The organism is Rossellomorea sp. YZS02, from assembly GCF_033963925.1.
In the GTDB taxonomy this organism is placed as follows: Bacteria; Bacillota; Bacilli; order Bacillales; family Bacillaceae_B; genus Rossellomorea.
This window is the reverse complement of record NZ_JAXBLY010000006.1, coordinates 104,055-125,676: the sequence shown is the minus strand read 5'-3', so window position 1 is coordinate 125,676 and position 21,622 is coordinate 104,055. Positions and strand designations below refer to the sequence as shown.

The 21,622-nt window shown below is 42.9% G+C and carries 25 protein-coding genes; 10 read left to right on the top strand and 15 right to left on the bottom strand.

All coding sequences use genetic code 11. The annotated features are described in order from the left end of the window. The first annotated feature begins 39 nt into the window (after window positions 1-39). The 4 genes from SLH55_RS07965 to SLH55_RS07950 are packed head-to-tail and all read left to right on the top strand — an operon-like array spanning window position 40 to window position 5,019. A complete protein-coding gene (locus tag SLH55_RS07965) occupies window positions 40-1,353 on the top strand; it encodes a YheC/YheD family protein (RefSeq protein WP_320323140.1) in 1,314 nt (437 codons plus the stop codon). Between the two features lie 14 nt (window positions 1,354-1,367). Next, window positions 1,368-2,459, top strand: coding sequence for a YheC/YheD family protein (locus tag SLH55_RS07960; protein WP_219165691.1), 1,092 nt, complete (start codon window positions 1,368-1,370; stop codon window positions 2,457-2,459). Next, window positions 2,459-3,832 carry a YheC/YheD family protein gene (locus SLH55_RS07955; RefSeq protein WP_219165692.1) on the top strand — a complete coding sequence of 458 codons (1,374 nt, stop codon included), beginning with the start codon at window positions 2,459-2,461 and terminating at the stop codon, window positions 3,830-3,832. The genes SLH55_RS07960 and SLH55_RS07955 overlap by 1 nt, the downstream gene beginning before the upstream one ends. Further along, window positions 3,829-5,019, top strand: coding sequence for a YheC/YheD family protein (locus SLH55_RS07950; protein ID WP_219165693.1), 1,191 nt, complete (start codon window positions 3,829-3,831; stop codon window positions 5,017-5,019). Before SLH55_RS07955 ends, SLH55_RS07950 begins: the two co-directional genes overlap by 4 nt. 37 nt (window positions 5,020-5,056) lie before the next feature. On the opposite strand, the gene SLH55_RS07945 is transcribed toward SLH55_RS07950, so the two are convergent. After that, a complete protein-coding gene (locus SLH55_RS07945) occupies window positions 5,057-5,455 on the bottom strand; it encodes a ferritin-like domain-containing protein (protein WP_060670520.1) in 399 nt (132 codons plus the stop codon). A gap of 126 nt (window positions 5,456-5,581) precedes the next feature. Here SLH55_RS07945 and SLH55_RS07940 point away from each other — a divergent pair, with 126 nt between their 5' ends. Together SLH55_RS07940 and SLH55_RS07935 are read left to right on the top strand one after the other, a co-directional pair. Further along, window positions 5,582-5,791: a YheE family protein gene (locus SLH55_RS07940; protein ID WP_206852824.1), complete on the top strand. Its 210-nt coding sequence runs from the start codon at window positions 5,582-5,584 to the stop codon at window positions 5,789-5,791. Window positions 5,792-5,871: 80 nt separating this feature from the next. Further along, window positions 5,872-6,051: a hypothetical protein gene (locus SLH55_RS07935; RefSeq protein ID WP_219165694.1), complete on the top strand. Its 180-nt coding sequence runs from the start codon at window positions 5,872-5,874 to the stop codon at window positions 6,049-6,051. 293 nt (window positions 6,052-6,344) lie between these two features. Here SLH55_RS07935 and SLH55_RS07930 read toward each other — a convergent pair whose 3' ends face one another. Then, window positions 6,345-6,605, bottom strand: coding sequence for a metal-sensitive transcriptional regulator (locus tag SLH55_RS07930; protein WP_206852827.1), 261 nt, complete (start codon window positions 6,603-6,605; stop codon window positions 6,345-6,347). Between the two features lie 148 nt (window positions 6,606-6,753). On the opposite strand from SLH55_RS07930, the gene SLH55_RS07925 reads away from it, so the two are divergent. Further along, a complete protein-coding gene (locus SLH55_RS07925) occupies window positions 6,754-7,671 on the top strand; it encodes a PucR family transcriptional regulator (RefSeq protein WP_219165695.1) in 918 nt (305 codons plus the stop codon). 97 nt (window positions 7,672-7,768) lie between these two features. Beyond that, a complete protein-coding gene (locus SLH55_RS07920) occupies window positions 7,769-8,866 on the top strand; it encodes an ABC transporter ATP-binding protein (RefSeq protein WP_219165696.1) in 1,098 nt (365 codons plus the stop codon). A 48-nt stretch (window positions 8,867-8,914) separates the two neighbouring features. Here the strand turns inward: SLH55_RS07920 and SLH55_RS07915 are convergent, their stop codons facing one another. Continuing rightward, the gene (locus SLH55_RS07915; protein ID WP_206852833.1) at window positions 8,915-9,094 is read right to left on the bottom strand and encodes a hypothetical protein; all 180 of its coding nucleotides are present in this window, start codon (window positions 9,092-9,094) and stop codon (window positions 8,915-8,917) included. Between the two features lie 364 nt (window positions 9,095-9,458). Here SLH55_RS07915 and SLH55_RS07910 point away from each other — a divergent pair, with 364 nt between their 5' ends. Then, complete coding sequence (locus SLH55_RS07910) at window positions 9,459-9,677, top strand: alpha/beta-type small acid-soluble spore protein (protein WP_034763234.1); 219 nt, start codon at window positions 9,459-9,461, stop codon at window positions 9,675-9,677. Window positions 9,678-9,776: 99 nt separating this feature from the next. Here the strand turns inward: SLH55_RS07910 and fumC are convergent, their stop codons facing one another. From fumC to SLH55_RS07890, 4 genes are all read right to left on the bottom strand, one after another. After that, complete coding sequence (gene fumC / locus SLH55_RS07905; protein WP_219165698.1) at window positions 9,777-11,162, bottom strand: class II fumarate hydratase; 1,386 nt, start codon at window positions 11,160-11,162, stop codon at window positions 9,777-9,779. A 543-nt stretch (window positions 11,163-11,705) separates the two neighbouring features. After that, window positions 11,706-12,440: an amino acid ABC transporter ATP-binding protein gene (locus SLH55_RS07900; protein ID WP_320323139.1), complete on the bottom strand. Its 735-nt coding sequence runs from the start codon at window positions 12,438-12,440 to the stop codon at window positions 11,706-11,708. Between the two features lie 18 nt (window positions 12,441-12,458). After that, a complete protein-coding gene (locus SLH55_RS07895) occupies window positions 12,459-13,154 on the bottom strand; it encodes an amino acid ABC transporter permease (protein WP_320323138.1) in 696 nt (231 codons plus the stop codon). Next, entirely contained in the window at window positions 13,138-13,959 is an 822-nt protein-coding gene (locus SLH55_RS07890) for an amino acid ABC transporter substrate-binding protein (RefSeq protein WP_320323137.1), read from the bottom strand. The genes SLH55_RS07895 and SLH55_RS07890 overlap by 17 nt, the downstream gene beginning before the upstream one ends. A gap of 202 nt (window positions 13,960-14,161) precedes the next feature. On the opposite strand from SLH55_RS07890, the gene SLH55_RS07885 reads away from it, so the two are divergent. Beyond that, window positions 14,162-14,770 carry an NAD(P)-dependent oxidoreductase gene (locus SLH55_RS07885; protein WP_320323136.1) on the top strand — a complete coding sequence of 203 codons (609 nt, stop codon included), beginning with the start codon at window positions 14,162-14,164 and terminating at the stop codon, window positions 14,768-14,770. Between the two features lie 40 nt (window positions 14,771-14,810). Here the strand turns inward: SLH55_RS07885 and SLH55_RS07880 are convergent, their stop codons facing one another. The 8 genes from SLH55_RS07880 to sigY all read right to left on the bottom strand — a co-directional run bounded on the left by SLH55_RS07880 (window position 14,811) and on the right by sigY (window position 21,575). After that, the gene (locus tag SLH55_RS07880) at window positions 14,811-15,305 is read right to left on the bottom strand and encodes a hypothetical protein (RefSeq protein ID WP_320323135.1); all 495 of its coding nucleotides are present in this window, start codon (window positions 15,303-15,305) and stop codon (window positions 14,811-14,813) included. Further along, window positions 15,302-15,679 carry a hypothetical protein gene (locus tag SLH55_RS07875; protein WP_320323134.1) on the bottom strand — a complete coding sequence of 126 codons (378 nt, stop codon included), beginning with the start codon at window positions 15,677-15,679 and terminating at the stop codon, window positions 15,302-15,304. Before SLH55_RS07875 ends, SLH55_RS07880 begins: the two co-directional genes overlap by 4 nt. Window positions 15,680-15,899: 220 nt before the next feature. After that, window positions 15,900-17,918 (bottom strand): ABC transporter ATP-binding protein, encoded by a 2,019-nt coding sequence (locus SLH55_RS07870; RefSeq protein ID WP_320323133.1) that lies wholly within the window; start codon window positions 17,916-17,918, stop codon window positions 15,900-15,902. Continuing rightward, window positions 17,915-19,672, bottom strand: coding sequence for an ABC transporter ATP-binding protein (locus SLH55_RS07865; RefSeq protein WP_320323132.1), 1,758 nt, complete (start codon window positions 19,670-19,672; stop codon window positions 17,915-17,917). The genes SLH55_RS07870 and SLH55_RS07865 overlap by 4 nt, the downstream gene beginning before the upstream one ends. Window positions 19,673-20,226: 554 nt before the next feature. Next, on the bottom strand, window positions 20,227-20,541 hold the full coding sequence (locus SLH55_RS07860; protein ID WP_320323131.1) for a YbjQ family protein: 315 nt from the start codon (window positions 20,539-20,541) through the stop codon (window positions 20,227-20,229). After that, window positions 20,538-20,744, bottom strand: coding sequence for a sigmaY antisigma factor component (locus SLH55_RS07855; RefSeq protein ID WP_320323130.1), 207 nt, complete (start codon window positions 20,742-20,744; stop codon window positions 20,538-20,540). Before SLH55_RS07855 ends, SLH55_RS07860 begins: the two co-directional genes overlap by 4 nt. Then, window positions 20,741-21,058, bottom strand: a complete 318-nt coding sequence (locus tag SLH55_RS07850) for a DUF5345 family protein (RefSeq protein ID WP_219165707.1) — start codon at window positions 21,056-21,058, stop codon at window positions 20,741-20,743. The genes SLH55_RS07855 and SLH55_RS07850 overlap by 4 nt, the downstream gene beginning before the upstream one ends. Beyond that, window positions 21,042-21,575: an RNA polymerase sigma factor SigY gene (gene sigY, locus SLH55_RS07845; protein ID WP_219165708.1), complete on the bottom strand. Its 534-nt coding sequence runs from the start codon at window positions 21,573-21,575 to the stop codon at window positions 21,042-21,044. The genes SLH55_RS07850 and sigY overlap by 17 nt, the downstream gene beginning before the upstream one ends. Window positions 21,576-21,622 lie beyond the last annotated feature (47 nt).

Below are 21,622 nucleotides of genomic sequence, written 5' to 3'. Positions count from 1 at the left end.
GAATCAATCTTAAGGGTTATGCAAACGGGGAATGCTCTGATGAAAATAAAATGTTCATTTATTTCGCGTCAGAATTCAAGTGGCCATCATCATTTATATGTACCTGAAAAAATGATGGATCGCCTATCACTTAAACGGCACATGACGTTGAAATGCGGAAATTCCATGCTCGGAATAACATGTTTAGAAACAAAAGCCGATTCATTACAGATTATATTGGATACGGCCGATACATTATTCGCATCTCTACCTAATATAGAAAATATATGGATATCCATTGATGTAAGGAAAGCCATCATTCATGTGGGACCGGTTGTCGCCCTCTTAATCAATCAATCCATTCAATCACACTCTTTAAAAGAATATTTTACAGAGTGTCAGAGCTGGTTTCAACGAAAAGGTGGATTTTTCTACCTGCTTCCCCTTTCCTCATTCGTGGAGAATGGCGCCGAAGGTTACATTCAAAATGGGAATGAATGGGTGTCGTCAAAGGTCCCTCTTCCCCATGTAATTTACAATCGATGTCATTCAAGAAAAATAGAGAGGTCCCCTTCCTTTCGAAGTGCTCTTTCACGCTCTCTGGACCAGGATATACAGTTGTTCAATTCACGCTTTTTGGCAAAAGATGAAGTCTACAATGTTTTAAAGAACAGCCCTGTCCTCAATCCTCATTTACCTAAAACCGTGCAGGGTTTGAATTCACTGGAGGAAATGCTTACAGAATATCAAGATGTATTCGTAAAAGGGGTTCATGGAAGCAAGGGTCGTTACATTATGCGCATCAAGAAAATAGACACTGGTTTCCTCATGAGGCAAAACTCATTTTCATCAGATACGATGATCACATTCCCATCCTACTCAGCTCTTTACAAACAACTCCGTTCCTGGTGCAAGAGTGCCTATTTGGTTCAGGAAACAATCCCCTTTCTGACAGTTGAAGAACAGCCATTAGACTTTCGCTTCCTATGTCACATGAATGGAAACGGTGAGTGGGTTCTGGTTTCGTCTGTGTCGCGGATCGCTGCACACGGACAATTCGTTGCAAATGTGGACCAGGGGGGCCGTATTGAAAAACCCCACATAGCATTACAGCGTTTTTTTTCGCCACAGAAAAGCAGGGAGATCCTGAAAGAGATGAAGGGATTATGTATCAGTGCCTCAAAACTATTAGCAGATAGCGTCGAAGGGCATTTCGGAGAATTCGGTATCGATGTGGGTATAGATGAAAGCGGAAAGCCATGGTTGATTGAAATCAATTCTAAGCCTTCTAAACGAACTTACTTAGAGAGCGATCGAATCCGTCCGTCTGTTAAAGCTCTCTATGAATATGGTTTCGCCAAATGGACTGAATAAGGAGGATACTCTCGATGAATCACTCACTGGGCATCATGACCCTTGTACCACAGGTAACGAACGAATATTTCCTTGAGATCGCAAACCACTCACTTTCCTATCCAATTGACCTTTATTTGTTTTCCCCACAGGGAATATCTCCTTTAACCGAAACGGTGGAAGGACATCATTTCGACAGGGTGGCGGGAAAATGGGAAAAAGACGTCTTTGATATTCCCGATTTCATCTATGATCGGACGTATTATCAGCATGATTTAAGGTCCCGCCAGGCGAGAGCCGTCGTACAATGGATGAAGAATCAGAAGCATATCCGGTTCCTCGGATATGGATTACCAAATAAATGGCATTTATATGAAAAGCTAAGTCAAACGTCCCTTTCTCCTTATATTCCTGAAACCTTTTTAGTATCCGATGGACCGGAGTTACTTAATCTCCTGTCAGAACGCAAAGATATCATCATTAAACCAGTGGACGGTGCTCACGGATTCGCCGTTTACCATCTTGAGGCTGGCTTAGATGAAATCAAAGTCCGGACAACTAAGAAGCACGGAATCATCGAACAATCTTTCCAGAGCGACGAACTTTTTCTAAAATGGGCAGAGCACATCCTCAAACAGCATACCTTCATTTGTCAGAACAGGCTTCTAAACCATACAAAGGAAGGATCTCCATTCGATATGCGCATCCTCTTGAATAAAGATGGGAACGGGGAATGGAGGGAATTTCAGCGGGCGGTCCGTGTTGGCGAAGCAAACGGAATTCTGACGAATATCAGTCGGGGTGCTTCCTATCTTTCCTGCAGTGACTGGAAGTCTACCCATGATTCGGTTTCATGGGACTTTATCGAACAGGAACTACTGTCAATTTTAGAGCATATTCCGATTCTCCTTGAAGAACAGTTTTCTCCCCTGTTTGAAATTGGTGTCGATCTGATCATCGCACAGGATCAGTCCCTTTGGATTCTGGATATGAACTCTAAACCGGGACATAAAGTAGTGAATAGCCTTCAACCTGATAAGCTTTCAGATTTATACAGAGCACCTTTGGAATATTGCACATTTCTATCTTCACAATCTCTTTCATCCTTAAGACGAGGTGATTTCTAATGCTTCATACGTTCAAAGTTGAACAGTTTCAAGATGAAGAATGCATTTTCTACCTCCCTTCCGGCTTCAGACTCGACGAAGATACCTTGCCCCATACAGTGATACTTGGGACTAAAAGGCAATCCGCCAAATGCAAACGCCATCCGAATGGCCGTAATGTGATCGGGATCAGCACAGCTTTGGCTAAGAACATACACCTTCCATCAAAAGTGGATTCTCTCTCCCTGTTCTGTAAGGACGAATGTGTATATGCGGGGGTACTGATCGGCATATTCACGGCTGGATTTACAAGTTTCCGATTAAGTCCTATCGGCCAACGCTCACAGTTCTTTCAAAAGTTGCTATCCGTACAATCTTCATTAGGGGTTATCCCTTTTGTGTTTGGAGAAAAACATATTGACTGGGAAAACGGACTGGTAAAAGGGTTCTTCCATTTTGGAGAAGGATGGGAAATCGAAGAAATCCCGTTTCCCAACGTGATATATGACAGACTTCCGAACAGGAGAAGTGAAAAAAGAAAAACCTACCAGAGTCTGAAGGAAAGGTTGCAGAGAGAGTATGGGATCCCTTGGTATAATCCCGGATTTTTCAATAAACTCGATCTTTTCGAGAGATTGGAAAATGATCAGACCGTGCACAACTTCCTTCCCGAGACCATGTCTTTCCAAACATTAGATGACATAGAGCGAATGCTCTCTGACTATCATCATATTTATCTTAAACCCAAAAATGGAAGTCTCGGCAACGGAATTCACAAAATTACGTATAGCCGCTCATCCGAAGAATATTATTGTCGCTTTAGAGATCACGATCATAAGAACCGATTACTTAAGTTTGATAGCCTTGAGCGTCTCTCCAATACGGTATTCAAAAACAGAAACCTTGAAAACTTCATCGTCCAACAGGGAATTTCCTTACTGAAAGAGAATGGGAGGCCGATCGATTTCAGGGTCCATACGAATAAGGACGAAGAAGGCAACTGGCAGGTCAGCGCAATGGCCGGGAAAGTTGCTGGATCAGGAAGTGTGACGACACATGCCAATAATGGTGGCGTAGTGAAGGTTCTTTCAGAGCTTTTCCCTGATGAAAGAGAAAGGCAGATCATTGAAGATGGATTAATAGATGCCGCTTTATTGTTATCACATGCAATCGAGGAAAATCTGGAAGGATATATTGGAGAAATCGGATTCGATTTCGGCGTGGATGACAACCATCATATATGGATGTTTGAAGCAAATTCAAAGCCTGGCAGATCGATATTTTCACATCCTGAATTAAAGCGTCATGATTTATTAACAAGAAAGCTTGCCTTATCATTTGGGATCTTTCTTACTCAACAAACCGTGCATCATCCCGAGGAAATGATTCAATGAAAATCCTTTATGATCGATCAAAGAGGACCTTTTTCCACGCGCAGGAAGCCATTACGACATATGGATTTGCAAAGAATTCCTTTCTGCTTTCTTCTAAAGATTCTGATCAATGCTATACATTTGAAGTCTCAATCGGTAAGAATACTACGGCAATCCCCTTAATCGGCATTGTCTCGAGTAAAGAAGGCAGCAGCAAATACAGGGGAAACTTTGAATTATTCCGATCGATTCAACAAGACGTGGAAAAAGCCGGCGGAATCTGTTTCGTCTTTTCACCGCAGGATGTCTTTGGGGATACTATATGGGGAATTGTATATCATCACTCTCTGCACAAATGGGTCAGATGCCTGTTTCCGGTTCCGAACGTCATATATAACAGGGTCCCGTCACGGCATACAGAACAAAACCAGTCTTATGAAAAACTTCTCCATTTCATTAAAAAGCATGACATTCCTTTCTTCAACCCCCATTTCTTTAATAAATGGGAGATACATGAGATCCTTTCTAAAAATGAAGGGCTAAAGTCGTATCTGCCGGAAACCAAACTGGTCAGGGACGAAGAAGCCTTTTCGGACTTCCTGACAACCCACAAAAAAGTGTATGTGAAACATTCCCTATCTTCACAAGGAAAAGGGATCAGGCTAATCGAAATCGATCAAAAGGGACGGATACTATGTAAAAGTGTAAAGAAATTGGAGAGATTTGCATCACTTTCACGTCTGCATCAAACATATCAGGAATGGTTTACAGATAATCTTTGGATCATGCAGGAAGCCATTCCTTGTAAAACGCTCCATGATCATCGATTTGATTTTCGCATACTAGTCCTCCATACCGGGGAAGCTTTCAGGTTGATCGGCATCGGTGTCCGCATGTCACAACGTCAGGAAGTGACGACTCATGTGCCTGCCGGGGGAAAGATCATTTCATTGAAAGATGTGGCAGATGCAGAAACAAAAAAAGAAATTTCCCGACTCGTTCATATTTGCGGAGAAGAGCTCGCCAAAACATTCGGCTATGTCGGGGAATTTTCCATCGACTTGGCTCCGAGGGAACAGGGTGGCTTCGTTTTATTTGAAATCAATTCAAAGCCCATGAGCTTTGATGAGATAGAAATCGAAACGAACAGGAGGAAGCAGCTTGTCCGGACGTTCCTCACTCTCAGCGCGAAAAACACGAAAGGTTGAATCATCGTGGAGGACACAAGGTTCAACCTTTTTCTAATTACCGTAATGAGTTATAGATGGTTGAAAATCTGGTGGCATGTTCCTGTTCATCGGTCATAGCAATAAAGAGAGGTTTATATGCCTGCTGATTCGGAATCTCAAGGAGCATATCCCGGTAAAACTCCGCCCCTTCGAGTTCATCCTTCAGTGCACGGAGCACCCCTTCTTTAAAGGTGGTAAAACCCACCTTTTCTTTCTTATGTTCATAATACTCACCCGTTAATAGATAATGGAGGTATTGAAACATTTCATAATGCTCTTTTTCGTCCTTTTGTGCATGTTCAATAAACTCAACATATAATGGGTTATTCGTACGGGCTTTTAACTCTTTATAAAAATAATAACCTGTCCATTCATCACTTATCGCCTTCTCTAAATCACGGATAAACGAATTCATCCTTCGTCCCTCCCCTCTCTCTTCAGTAAATTCTATTAGAGGAGCCATCCAATTATGATACATTTCACGGTATGTCCTACACAGCAATCGGTAAAACGTTTACAATATGGATGGAGGTGAAGAACGATGATCCAACATTTTCAATATCAGAACATGTTCGAGAATAAGCAGCTTCCCGGCTGGACATTTTCCTTTTACTTCAGCGGGACGAAATACACAGGGGCCTACCATAAGGACGGAAGAATCGAATGGACTGGACACATTCCCCCGGGTGAACATGAAGATACACTTAAGAAGCAGCTCCATGAACTGATGCTTTTCCATGTGTATGAATAATAACCCTACATAGATTTTCAATTCTTCTTATGTATAACTTCGGCTTCCTTTCTAAAACTAAAGAAAGGAGGCTGATGAACATGAAAAAAGACGATCAATTCCTTCCGGATACCAATTATGAAGGAAGAGAAAAAGCATTCCTCGATGTCGACCGCTTCATCAACGAAGGCATGTCCGGAGGTTCCGTCCACATGAGGGAAAACACCACCAATATCGAGGAAGCGATCGAAATCACGGACTACGAAGAACCACCGAAGTAGAAAAGCGGAAGGGGTTCGCCCTGAGGCGACAAGCATAAGGCGAACTAACCGGAAAGGCGCTTTTGCCTTTTTGGTTAGTTTGACTTATGACCTCGAGCCTCAAGCCCCTGGAGCTGGACAAGTAGAAAAGCGGAGGCGGCTTGGGCAGGCCCGACAAGCATAAGACGAGCCAACCGGAAAGGCGCTCTTTGCCTTTTTGGTTGGCTTGACTTATGACCTCGAGGGACTAGCCGCCGGAGCTGGACAAAAAAGCTGCCCATCGGGAACTCATCCCTTAAGGCAGCTTTTTACATTTATCGGCTTCTGACCAGCATATTGACAGCTTCTTGAATCGCATCTTCGGCTTTGATACCTTCTTCTTCTGATTCACGTATGCAGGCTTCCAGGTTTTTCGCCACTATCAGCCCGATCGTACGGTCAACGGCAGTGCGAACAGCGGATAATTGAGTCACAACATCCTTACAATGTTTTTCATCCTCCATCATTTTCAAGACACCCCGTACTTGACCTTCAAGACGTTTCATTCGATTTGTAACTTCTTTCGTATATTCCATTCAGGACACCCCATAAGAATTTATTCATTCTACAATAGTATTAAATAAAGTGTATTTTTGCAATGATGCATACTTTGATTAGTTGAGCTATTTCAGTACAATATCATTATAACCTTTTTTACTATAATAATGAACAAAGAGGGATCACATGTTTACACATTTACGTAAAAAATACCCCGGTATCATTATCCAGCACCATTATCCTACTAGCCTTGAATCCAATAAGGTTTGGTTTACGGACGAGCGAGAGGATGAATATGCAGGAATTGATAAATCAGAGATCTCACAGGGGGAACTGGATTTATTAAATTGCCTGTTCCGAGAGGTGGAAGCCCCATCTGTCAATGTGAATGATTCTTCCGAGTCCATAGAGTGGTATAACTATTTACTGAAGAATGGGCCGATGCCTTCTACATATAGCGGAGATTTTCGCGTCATTCAATTCAGTATGAAGGAAACTCAGAATCAATTCGAGCTGAAAGAAGCGTTTCAGCATTTATTCCCCCACGGGACCATCCTTGTTTTTCATGCCGATCGCATGGGACTGATCATTGAAGAGAAAAGCGAATGGGTATTGGATGAGGAGCAGCTGCTGTCGATATCCCATGTGATTGAAGCGGACTTTTTCGTCAGCCCTTCTTTTTATATCGGACAATTTCACGAATTGAATGCTGGATTCCCTGCTTTCTTCGCCCATGAACGGGAACTGTTTTCATTTTCCAAAACGATCCAGAAGCAGGCATTCATTCAAACATCGGTAACGGTCCTGCCTGAGTTCGCCCTCCATCACCTTCCAAAGGAATGGGAGGAGCATCTGTTTAAAAAGGTCGTTGACACCTTTAGGGAAGACTCCGAACTGATCCATACCGTGAAGGTTTTCCTTGAAAATCAATCCAATATCAGCCAGACCGCAAAGAAATTATTCATGCATCGAAATAGCGTCCAATACCGGATTGATAAATTCATTGAAAAAACGAATATTGATATAAAAAGTTTTCAAGGTGGGATTCTCGCTTATTTTGCCTGTTTGAGCTTCCAATCTGACAACTTGCCCAATAACGATTAAGCAACTTTGTGCAGGTTGACCATATTCTTTTGAATCCGCTTTCTCTACAATGAACACATAGATGAAAACGATTGCAATTTGAGGAGGAGAATATAATATGGCTGAATTAAAACTTGAACATATTCACAAAATTTATGATAGTAAGGTAACGGCTGTAAATGATTTTAACCTGCACATTCAAGATAAAGAGTTTATCGTATTTGTAGGGCCATCAGGTTGTGGGAAATCCACTACCCTGCGGATGATTGCGGGACTTGAAGAAATTTCAAAAGGGGATTTCTCCATTGACGGTAAGCGCGTGAACGATGTTGCTCCAAAAGATCGTGACATCGCCATGGTTTTCCAGAACTACGCCCTTTACCCACATATGAGCGTATATGATAATATGGCATTCGGCCTTAAATTACGTAAGTTCGATAAACAGGAAATTGATCGCCGAGTACAGGAAGCAGCTAAAATCCTTGGTCTTGAAGCATTACTGGACCGTAAACCGAAAGCATTATCAGGTGGTCAGCGTCAGCGTGTGGCCCTTGGCCGTGCGATCGTACGTGATGCGAAAGTATTCTTGATGGATGAGCCTTTATCCAATCTTGACGCAAAGCTTCGTGTACAGATGCGTGCGGAAATCGCTAAGCTGCACCAACGCCTCCAAACAACGACGATTTACGTTACACATGATCAGACAGAAGCGATGACAATGGCTACACGCATCGTTGTCATGAAAGATGGAGTCATCCAGCAAGTGGGATCACCTAAAGAAGTATATGATAAGCCGGAGAACGTTTTCGTTGGTGGTTTCATCGGTTCCCCTGCCATGAACTTCTTCCACGGTTCCCTTGAAGATGGGAAGTTCGTTATCGGAAAGACGAAAGTCTCTGTACCTGAAGGGAAAATGAAAGTGCTTCGCGAACAAGGTCATGTAGGCAAGAGCATCATTCTTGGTGTGCGCCCTGAAGATATTCATGATGAGCCACTCTTCCTGGATACGGCTGAAGGTGCGAAAATCACTGCTAAAATCGAAGTATCCGAATTAACAGGTGCTGAAACGATGCTTTACTCTCAATTAGAAGGACAAGAGTTTGTCGCACGTGTTGACTCTCGTACTGATATCGTTGCAGGTCAAACGATTGATCTTGCATTCGATATGAACAAAGCTCATTTCTTTGATTCAGAATCTGAGTCAAGAATCCGATAAATAAATAAGAAAATGGCGCACCCCTAAGAAAGGGATGCGCCATTTTTATTAAAACTCCGTCAGATCTATACTTTTCCCCTCTTCTTCCCCACACCTGATGCATGTAAAGAGGTGAAGACAGGTATCAGAACAGCTGCTATTCGGAATGCCATCGGCTAACTGTACATGCTGTATATCCATATACGCACTGTACTCATCATAAAAATCATAATATCTTCCCTGATCCATTGTAGAGTCCCCGCACTTCTTGCAAAGCCCTTTATATTCAACGATCCCGTTACATAATGCGCAAGCTTTCATGCTGTGTCACCATACTTTCAATCTAATTCATTGTATAGTGTTATCCTTTTTACATTCACGATGATTTATGTAGAAAACTTGCAGGGATTTAAAAGGAATAAATTCCCTGTGACCACCCTGAATATAATTCTTAGGAAAAACCATAATACCTAGTAACAAGGCAGCAACAAGCCTTCTCTAAACCTCGCTGGGTTACGCCATATATAGATGGTCGCTCATGGAATAGCGGGCTGGTGCAACTCCAGCTGACCCAACCAAAAAAATCTTACACATTTTAAGGAGATGACAGATTATGCAACAGCAACAATCTCGCAGCAATTCATCTAACCAACTAGTAGCTCCAGGAGCTCAACAAGCAATCGACCAAATGAAGTACGAAATCGCTTCTGAATTTGGCGTACAATTAGGACCAGATGCAACAGCTCGTGCTAACGGTTCTGTAGGTGGAGAAATCACAAAACGCCTAGTTCAAATGGCTGAACAACAAATCGGTGGCGGGTACCAAAAATAATTAGCAATTTCATATGAATGGATTAAGCCCCCGGTCATCTTTCCGGGGGCTTTCATGTTGTCTGGCTAGGAATTGACTACTAGACATCAGTTCTTACAGTCACGTATTATTGACCATATTTGCAGGGTTGATCCATTGATCATATTGTTCTTCCGTGAGGTAACCTGATTCAATGGCTGCTTCTTTTAAGGTGGATCCATTTAGGTGGGCCTTTTTCGCAATCTCGGCTGCCTTTTCATATCCGATGTGTGGATTTAAAGCCGTCACAAGCATCAATGATCGTTGCACAAAGTCTTCAATCACCTCAGTATTAGCTTCAAGCCCCTTCACACATTTATCATTAAAGGATTTGATTCCATCGGTGAGAAGGCGGACGGATTGAAGCATATTATAAATGATAACCGGTTTGAACACATTCAATTCAAAGTTTCCCTGGCTGGCTGCAAATCCGATTGCTGCATCGTTTCCGAAGACCTGCGTCGCAACCATCGTCACGGCCTCACTTTGTGTAGGATTCACTTTCCCGGGCATGATGGAACTTCCCGGTTCATTAGCAGGGATCGAGAGTTCTCCGATACCGCTTCGGGGACCGCTAGAAAGCCACCTGACATCGTTGGCCACTTTCATTAAATCTGCGGCTAACGCCTTAACCGCACCATGTACGTACACCATTTCATCATGGGATGTCAGGGCGTGAAACTTATTGTCAGAGGAAACGAACTTGATCCCAGTCTGGACTTCCAATTGTTTCGCAACCTTGTCACCGAACGTGGGATCTGCATTGATACCTGTTCCTACGGCTGTTCCTCCGATGGCCAAGTTGACTAGACGCTGTACCCCTTCTCTAGTCATACTATAGGATTTTTCCATCATGGAGCGCCATCCGCTGATTTCCTGACCCAGTGTCAAAGGAGTGGCATCCTGAAGATGCGTGCGTCCGATCTTTATTATGTCCTTGAATACATGTTCTTTATCTTTCAGTGTTGCAATGAATTCCTGAAGTACAGGAAACAGCTTTGACTCGATTTCCTGAAAAGCCGCAATGTGCATAGCAGTCGGAAACGTATCATTGGAACTTTGGGACATGTTTACATCATCATTAGGGTGGACCAACTCACCTGAACCATTCTCGGCCAGAATTTCATTGGCACGATAGGCAACCACTTCATTTACATTCATATTGGATTGTGTTCCGCTCCCCGTTTGCCAGACAACCAAAGGGAAATGTGTGTCCCACGTCCCATCAAGGATTTCGTCGCAAGCCTGCCCGATTGCCTTCATTTTGTCTTCAGACAGCTTTCCGAGTGAATGATTGACCACTGCAGCCGCTTTCTTCAGCTGTGCGAAGGCATATGTAACTTCGATGGGCATCTTTTCAGTTCCAATTTGGAAATTCTCTTTGCTACGCTGGGTCTGGGCACCCCAATATTTTTCTTTCGGCACCTTCATTTCTCCTATTGTGTCACGCTCTATACGATATTCCATGCTCATTCCTCCCTTAAAAAGTATTGTCTACTTCCATATTTCCACTAAATCGTTTCATCTAACCTTTTTCTGAAAAGTTTATTAGCTACATTTGACTTTATTCACAACTAAATTAACTAATTCAACTGTTAGGGAACTTGGAATCTGCCTTTTGAATGGCAGTGAGAAAGAATGAGCGTACGTATTAACATGGAATAAAGAAAATTCGACACCACGGCACGATTATCCGAGATCTCGCATGAAAATCATGAATCTCGCATGAAAAACTCACTTCTCGCCCAATTATATCTAGTCTCGAACGATTCCCCTCAAATCCCGCATGATTATCATGAAGATGGTGTTCAAATGTTAAAATCTACTCTACTCTTGACCCTATACTCCTTTCAAACATGCTTATCCAGCTAAAACAGACAAACTAAAGGGCAAATCGCTTGAATGGTGAGAAATATTAAAGCTATTGTACCTTTCCTTTGCTTCATTGATAATGAGTCCCAGCAAATAAAAAAGATGAATGGGCATTTTCCCCATCCATCTCAATCAAAACTACTGTATTAAGTTCAAGAATTGTTTCGTCCGTTCATTCTTCGGGTTCTCGAAAACTTGTTCAGGTGAACCCTCTTCCACGATGTTGCCGCCATCCATGAAGATCACTTTATCGGCTGCTTCTTTCGCGAATCTCATTTCGTGAGTGACAACCACCATGGTCATACCTTCTTCGGCAAGATCTTTCATGACCTTGAGGACCTCACCCACAAGTTCGGGATCGAGTGCAGACGTAGGCTCATCGAAGAGCATCACTTCAGGCTCGATGGCAAGGGCCCTTGCAATCCCCACCCTTTGCTGTTGACCACCTGAAAGCTGGAATGGATAATAATCAACCTTATCACCAAGACCGACTTTTTCAAGCAGTTTGATGGCCTTTTCGCGCATCTCGGATTTTTTTCGTTTCTGTACAACGGTTGGTCCTTCCATGACGTTTTCGAGTGCAGTCATGTGAGGGAACAGATTATAGTTCTGAAATACCATCCCTGTTTTTCTTCTTAGTGAAATAAGCTCCTGCTTGGATACCTTTTTATTGAAATCAACGGTGGAACCGCCTATCGAAACAGTACCGTCATTCGGGATTTCAAGGGCATTCAAGCAGCGCAGGAACGTTGTCTTTCCTGAACCAGAAGGACCGATCAGGACGATGACCTGTCCTTTTTCGACCTCTACATTCATTCCTTTTAATACTTCTAACTGATCAAATCGTTTTGTTAATCCTTTAATGGAAATCATGTTCAATCTCCTTTTATATTACTTGGCAATGTACCGATCCAGTCGGTTCTCTATACGACCTTGTATAATGGATAAAATAAAGCAGATGACCCAGTAAAGCAGCGCTGCTTCCATGTACATAAGTAAAAACTCATAGTTGGTAGCCGCAATTTCCTGTGCCTTCCTGAACATTTCCGTCACTAGAATCAAGGAAGCAAGTGACGTATCCTTCACCAGACTGATGAAAGAATTTGATAACGGAGGAATGGATACCCTTGTTGCCTGCGGCAGGATGATTCTCTTTAAGGCTTGAGAATAAGTCATGCCGATGGAATAGCCTGCTTCCCATTGTCCTTTCGGAATCGATTGAATCGCGGCACGTACGATTTCTGACGAATAAGCACCTTTATTTAATGAGAAAGCGATAATGGCAGAAGGGAACGGATCAAACTTGATTCCCAGAGTAGGTAACCCATAGAAAATGATAAATAATTGAACCAGTAAAGGGGTTCCTCTTATCGCAGATACATAAACACGTGCAATCCCACGTAAAATTGATATATTTGACAGACGGGCAAGAGCAGTCAGAACAGCCAGGATCATTCCTAAAGCAAATGAAATGAGCGTTAGAGGTATAGAATAATACAAAGCCCCCTCTAACATTGGAAGCAGGGAGCTTTGTAAAATATCAATCATTGCTTGAGGATCCTGGTAAATGCTACTTAGGAGATACATCTTCTCCGAACCACTTATCAGAGATCTCTTTGTACGTACCGTCTTCCATCATTTCCTCTAACGCATTATTCACTTCTTCTACCAGCTTGTCGTTGCCTTTGCGGAACATCAAACCACTTTGACCAGCGTCTTCAGCTTCTGCGGCAATTTTCACATTGGCATTCGGCTGTTTCTTCAGGTAATCAAGGATTGAAATCTTATCGTTCACTGTTACATCCACTCGGCCTTGCTCAAGTAATTGGATGGATTGTGATAGACCTTCCACCCCTTGAATTTTCGCACCATTTTTTTCAGCGATATCTCGGTAGTTACTAGTCAGGGATTGAGCAGAAGTCAATCCTTTGATGTCCTCAAATGAAGTAACATCTTTGTTATCTTTTGATACAACAACTACTGCACTTGATTCAATATATGGTTTAGAGAAATCATATTTCTTCTCGCGGTCTTCACGGATCCCTACCTGGTTTGCAATCATATCAAAGCGTTTGGAGTTCAACCCTTCAAACATTGCATCCCATTGTGTTTCCTGGAATTTCGCTTCCACACCAAGGCGCTTCGCTACCTCACGAGCAATTTCCACGTCAAAACCTGTCAGCTTTCCAGCTTCGTCATGGAATGTGAATGGAGGGTATGTACCTTCCGTTCCGACGAGTAATTCGCCATCTTCCTTCACTTTATCGTAAAGAGATGTTTTCCCATCATTCGAATCACCGTTAGATTCTTCTTTATCTTTAGATTGACCACATGCAGCTAATACCATGGATAAGGCGATTAGCATGATGATGGATAATTTCCACTTTTTCATCGTAAAACCCCCACTATTCTTATCGGATTTAAATTTGTTACGATTGTCATCATAAAACGTTATGGGAAATAAGTCAATATAAAAGTTTCATTTCGAGATTTTTTCATCTCGTTATCTAGTATGTAACTCTGAATCCATTATCATGTAAAATCCCTCAATATAAGATACACTATCTTTTATAAGGAAACGGGAGGTCATGATGATGAAAATTGCGTTATTCGGGAGTACGGGCCGGGTTGGTTCCGTAGTCCTTCAACAAGCATTGGCTAAGCATGATATAAAACGTTTAGTCCGGAAGAACAGTTTGGAACACGTGAAAGGAATACAAATGATAGGGGATGTACTGAACGAAGAAGACGTGATGAGGACCGTAGAAGGAACGGATGCTGTGATCAGCTGCCTGAATACAGATAAAAATGATACGCTTTCAAGAAGTATGCCGATTCTATTAAAAGCCATGAGGCATCATGGCTTAAAACGGATCATTACTTGTGGTACAGCAGGTATCCTCCAGTCTCGATACGATTCAACCCTTTACCGCTTTCAATCAAGTGAATCAAAAAGGAGGAGCACAGTTGCTGCAGAGGACCACCTGAGAGCCTTTTTAATGCTGCAGGCATCAGAGATGGATTGGACGGTCGTTTGTCCCACCTATTTACCAGATGGTGTGAGACTGGGGAATTACAGGACGGAAAAGGACGTTCTGCCTGAAGGCGGCAAAAGCATTTCCATGTTCGACACAGGAGATTTCATCTTTAAACAACTTGAGGACGACTCCTATATTAGGAGCCGGGTCGGGATTTCATATTGAACACTAAAAAACGGGACTGAAAATCAGTCCCGTTTCTCCGTTATTTGAATATGGTAGAAATGATCTCGTCCGTGGTCATCCCACTTTCGACTTCGAATGTACCTGGGCGCAAGTCGTTTTCAACACCCCGGTTTTCGACTTGTTTGTAAAAATCCAAACCGCTCTTAATGATGTTCGCCTTCTCCAGGGCATTTCCGACATCGATGCTTGTCATACCTGTAGAAACTGTTAGCATCGTTTTGTATATCACCTTACCGTCGGTGTTATCTTCTTTCTTCTCTGCTGTCTTGTCTTCCTTCTTTTCGTTCATGGCTTGAAGCTGCTTCTTCCACTGATCTTCTGTATGTATGACATAGCCCTTTGAAGTCAAATTCTTTACCATGTCGTCCTCTGACAGCTTTTCTACTTTGGCAGATTCAACTTTGCCAGTACTTTTTGCTTCTGATGGACCGAACAGATAAACAGCCCCGATCAAAGAGGTTGATATCAAGATCCCTGCAGCAAAACTTCGCAATGTATTCGATGTCACTGTCATTGTGCCACTAAGCCCCTTTCACCTTTTTGAACCGTGAAAGGCAAGAGCATTTGCTCAACTTCTATGGGCTTAAGCTTTGTTTTACCTGCTATACTTTCAATGGAGTAGCCTCTCTTATACAAATCAAGCATTTCACGAAGCATCTCACGTTCTTCTGATTCAGCAGGTACAGCCCCTGCCTGCTGAGCAGTGATTTCTGCATCCAGTTGAATATTTCTTAATTGCATTTCCAGTCCATGCACCTCATTCAAAACATTGATTGATACATGCTCTATCTGTTGCTCAAGCTTTGAGTTTGTTTGTGTCGTTTTAATAAACGATAAAATGAGCAGCACAACTGCTGACCCAAATAAAATGGCGATTGCCCATCCCATCATAGGATCCTCCCTTTATGAAACTTTTTTATCAATTAAATTATACATTGATAACGGCGAAATTTCGATTTAAAACGACAAAATACCACGAAAGTCCTGTTTTCTTAACAGGAAATTGTATTTATGGTGGAATGACAGAGTCCATTTGGTTCGTTTAATGATCTATTTCAAACCAAAAAAGAAAAGCATCCGACTCCCATCGTCAGATGCCTTCCCTCTATTATCCAGCCAGATCCCCTTTTGACCCCTGCTGGAGCTGGTACATTTGATAATAGCGTCCCATCCGCTTCATCAATTCGTCATGATTGCCCCGCTCCACAATTTCACCACGATCCAATACAAGGATTTGATCGGCCTCTTTAATCGTAGAGAGTCTGTGAGCAATGATGAAGGTCGTTCTGCCTTTCTTCAAAACCTCCATCGCTTCCTGAATGATCGCTTCGGTCTCTGTATCGATGCTCGAAGTGGCTTCATCCAGGATCAGGATAGCCGGATTAAACGCAAGTGCCCTGGCGAAAGATATCAGCTGACGTTGACCGGATGAAAGCGTACTGCCTTTCTCGATCACCGGCTCATCATACCCGTTCTCCAGATTCTTGAAGACTTTTTCAGCTCCAACGGCATTGAGTGCCGCCTCCACCTGCTCCCTTGAAATCCTGGGATCTTCTAAACTGACGTTCGAGGCGATCGTCCCCGTGAACAAGTAAGGATCCTGAAGGACGATTCCCATATGCTCACGAATCGTCTGATAGGGAATGTCGACGATGTCATTTCCATCGATCAGTATTTTCCCTTCATTGCTATCATAGAAGCGGAATAAAAGATTCATGATCGAGCTTTTCCCTGAACCAGTGTGTCCCACCAAGGCAACGGTTTCCCCTCTGTTTGCTGTAAACGAAATATCTTTCAGCACATATTCATTTTCCTTATATCCAAAGAAAACATGCTCAAAGCTTACATTTCCTTCGTACCTGCTCATTTTCTCATCTTCCACTGGAGTTCCAGTCTCTTCCAACAGTTTGAAAACCCGTTCTCCAGCCACCAGTGCCTGTTCGAGGTTTGCAAGCTGATTCACTATACCCGTCACAGGCTGGAACAATCGGTTGATGTAATCGACAAAGGCATATAGTACGCCGAGCGTGACCACAGACCCCACTCCGATCGATGCGCCTCCGAAATACCATATAAATGCCACGAAGGTAATATTCCTTAAAACCCCCACCAGATTATGAGAGGTCATTGAATTTAAGCTTAGCAATTTATTTTGATATTTGAAGTGTGTTTCGTTTAAGTCTTCAAATTCTTCATTTGTTTTCTTTTCCCTGCTGAATGCCTGAATGATGTTCATACCCTGAATGGATTCATTGATCATGGCATTGATGTCGCTCACTTTCGATCTGATGATGTGATTGTATTTAGACGCATATATGCGATATAGATACGTCCACAGTACCAGTATCGGAATGAGGATTAAGCAGAGTGCCGCCAATTTCACATCAAGGATAAATAAAGCAATGTATATCCCGATAATGTAAATCGTACTGGAAAAGAAGGTCGACAGCACTGTCACATACAATTCCCTGATTGCCTCAGTGTCATTAGTGATCCTGGCGACGACCTTCCCTGCCGGGAGATTATCAAAATAGCGGATCGGCAGCTTCTGGATGTGTTGAAATACATCATTGCGCATTTTTTGAATGACCCGGTTAGCCGCCTTCTGTAAATAGAAGCGCTGACCATATTGGAAAAAGGAAGAGACGACAAGCAACCCAAAATAAAAGGCGATCAATTTAATGATCTTTGGGATTTCAGGATTGAAAAATTTTAATAGCTCATCTCCTGTCAGCTTCTCGGCAGGGTAAGTGGCAGTCTTTTCACCTTTCGTAACCGTCATCTTATCTGATTCGACCGTACGTTCACCATCAAAGGATACGGTGGCCGGAACGAAATAGAACGACCTGCCTACCTGAAGGATGCGGACGTCTTCTCCTTTCGTCTCTCCTTGCATGAAATATTGTTCACGTTTATACCATTTCCCGCCATAAGGTACAGCATCTTTCCCCTTTACAGTCTCATACCAGGTGGATTCAATGCCGAGAATATGGTTATCGATCAATTTTTTTGCAATGAATGGGCCTGCAAGCTCTGCGGCAACTGATACAGTGAGCATTAAAAGGGCAACAATAATGATTTTTTTATACATAAGGGCATATTCGGTTAGTTTTCTTCCGACTTTCATGCGCCCACCTCCTCCAGTGAGGAATCTTCAACTTGTTGACGGTCGAATTGTTCTTTATACCAGCCGCCATTTTCAAGGAGACGTTCATGAACGCCTTCTTCTACTACTTTCCCATCTTCGAATACGATGATCCAATCCGCATGCTGTACAGCCGATAGACGGTGAGTGGTAATGATCGTTGTTTTTCCTTCACGTTCTGTTCGAATATTGTCTATGATCTTGGCTTCTGTCTTTGCATCGACAGCTGATAACGAGTCATCCAGAATCAGGATTTCCGGGTTCTTGATGAGTGCCCTTGCAATGGATATCCGCTGTTTCTGGCCACCTGAAAGGGCTACCCCTTTTTCTCCTACTAGTGTCTTTAATCCATCAGGGAGCATTTCGAGGTCTTTCTTGAAGTCAGCCAGCTCAATGGCTCTTTCGAGATCACTCTCCTTTGCATCATGTCGTCCGAACAGAATATTCTCTCTTACGGTCCTGGAAAAAAGAACATGATCCTGCGGGACATAACCTATCCAATCCCGTACCTGCTGAATACTCAACTCACTGATTGGTACCCCCCCGATGGAGAGGGTTCCTTTCCCCACCGGATATTCTCTCAGAAGCTGCTTAATGAACGTCGTTTTCCCGCTTCCAGTCTTTCCAACTATTCCAAGGGTACCACCCTTGGCGATATTCACATTGATATCGGTCAGATTCAGAACCTGTGAAGAAGGGTACTTAAAGTCCACTTCCTTAAATCCGATCTGTTCAGGCGAGTCCATCCATTTTGGGTCTTCTGAATCCCGTACATCCTGCACATAATCAAGTGTCTCCTGAACCCGGTCAAGCGAGGCATTCCCCCGTTGCATGACATTGATCAATTCTCCGATCGCAAACATCGGCCAGATCAGCATCCCGAGATACACATTGAACGAGACCAGCTCACCCAGGGTGATCGTCTGATGGAATACAAGATAAGCGCCGTAGCCAAGGCCGATTAGATAACTCAATCCGACCAGGACTTTGATGGTAGGTTCGAAAAGAGAATCGATCCTTGCCACCGCTATATTTTTGTTGAACACGTCTTCCGTCATATCAGAAAACCGCTTCTCATCCGCCCTTTCCTGTACATACGCCCGGATCACCCGCACACCTGCAATAGACTCGAGAACTTTGTCATTCAAGTCCCCGAATGAATCCTGGGCATCTGTGAACCGTTTATGAATCCTGGCCCCATATACCTTCATTAACAACGCCATGATCGGCAATGGTATTATGGCTGCAATCGTAAGTTTCCAACTGATCAGGAACCCCATAGTAAACAGGATCGTTAACATAAACACGCTTGAATCGATCAAGGTCAGAACCCCGAAGCCCGCCGTAACGGAGATGGCCTTCAGATCATTCGTTGCCCTCGCCATTAAATCCCCTGTACGATTCTTCTCGAAGAATGTAGGCGTCATTTTCAACAGATGTCCCATGAACTTGCTGCGAAGTTTCCTCTCTACAAGGAAGGCGCCGCCAAATAGTTGATACATCCATACATAGGTCATTCCGTAAGATATCAGGGCGATGCCTGTTATCATCCAGAGATACTTGCCCACCACACTCCAGGTCATGTCACCGAGGTGTATGTCATCAATGGCATTGCCCACAAGTTTTGGAGGCATAACATCCAGGATTCCGACAATCGTCAATAGGACGATCGCCACTGTATACCTCTTCCAATTTTCAATAAAAAACCATGATAATTTCTTGAAAATACTAAACATTTCAGTCTACCTCCCCCATATTGATTTCTTTACTATCCGCCTTCTGTCTCCACAGCAGACATCATTTTCTTCAATTGAACCATTACCATCATCTTTTCCTCCCCTTAAAAATGGATATTATATGTGATCAAGGATTCCCTTGGGTCCACCGCACAGTGGAAAAACCAAAAAAGACGGACGTCAAATGGCGGTCAGAATCAACATTCCCCTGATCGGGGCATGCGAATCTGTCGTGCCTTATAGACGTCCGTCTTCAATATTGGACATAAAAAAGCACAGATTATATACATAACCTGCGCTCATGGATTCAGATAAAATCGTTAAGGAGTTAACGGTCATGTGATGATATGAAATTGATTTGAAAAGCCGCTTGTGCTCCTTGAGATCTATACACATTCATCATCACAAACCCTCCATTCGTTTACGTTTTTTATTCCATTAATAACCATACTATAGGAACTGAATTGTGTCAATATTATTTTTATTGATAATTTTCTATACACTATATGCTTTCCTACCGTATTCCTGAACCACTTTTCAACATTTATCCTTCATCATTCCACAGTGACTGCCGTTCCATAGGCAATGATTTCAGAAGCGTTCTGCATGACGGAGGACGTCTCGAGTCGCACGGCCACCACTGCGTTCGCTCCTAATTGAGAGGCTCCCACTTTCATTCGGTCAATTGCCTGCTTTCTTGCTTCCTCCATCAATTCGCTGTATTCACTGATTTCGCCGCCGATGATGGTCTTTAAGCCTGCAATGATGTCCTTTCCGATATGCTTTGCCTGCACGGTGCTTCCCCTGACGAATCCCTTTAGCTCCTTGATTTCCTTACCTGGTACATAATCCGTCGTTACGATGATCATGATTTCCTCTCCCCTTTTCTACTAAAAACTTTCTTAGCGAATATGAAATAAAAAATGATGGGCATCGGGCACTGAATCAGCCCCCAAATTCCCCAGAACCAATGGTGATGTCCATTCTTGCGTGCATCGATGAATAAATAAATGCTTTGGGCCAACAGAATGGGAATGACGATGGGCAGGATATAAAGCTCTTCTCTTGTCATATCCTTTTCACCTTTTTTGTATAAGTCACACCAATGAACACCAACGCTCCTGCGAATATGAGACCCTGAAGGAGAAGAAATAGAAGCGGCATCTGAAATAAGGTAAGGGAGAATACAGTCAGCAGGCAGCAAGCGAGAAAAAGAAAGAGTATCATATCTCGTTTAAACCTTGCTTTTAGCTGTTCCTGCTGAACCTCGACCAATTGCTCAAACCATTGAAGAGAGGGGGTACTTTCGTCTACTCCACGATCAATGGAACGAAAACCCTCATCTATCAATTCCTTTAGTTCATCATGTTCATGTCTGTTTTTCATCTATTTTCAACTCCTTTCTCATCTTGGTAATCCCGTGATGAACCCTGGATTTTACGGTTCCAGGCGGCAGGTCCGTCATTTGGCCGATTTCATCATAAGAGTATCCGTAATAATGTTTTAAAATGATAGGAAGCCTCACCTCTTCTGAAAGTCGTCCAAGCGCAGATAATACATCATTCCACTCTTCATTTCTGGATTCCATTTCCCACTTCAGCTTCCTTATTTTCATTTCTTCCCTTTGCCAATCCTTTTCTCTATTACTTTTGCGCTGAAGATCGATATACCGATTAGTGGCGATCGTAATCAACCAGGAGGAAAACTTTGATTTCCCGTTGTATTGATGGATTTTCTCCACACATTTAGCCATCGTGTCCTGAGCAATCTCCTCTGCCAGATCACGGTTCATGGTTACTTTGATCAAGTATTTCACTAGAAAGGGATAATGTTCTTTAAATAGAAGAGCAAAAGCTTCATGATTCCCTTTTTTCGCTTGCTTAATCCATTTCTTCTCTTCCATTCTTTACTGTCCTTTCTATCCCCCGGCAGGTGAGTTCATTGATAAGA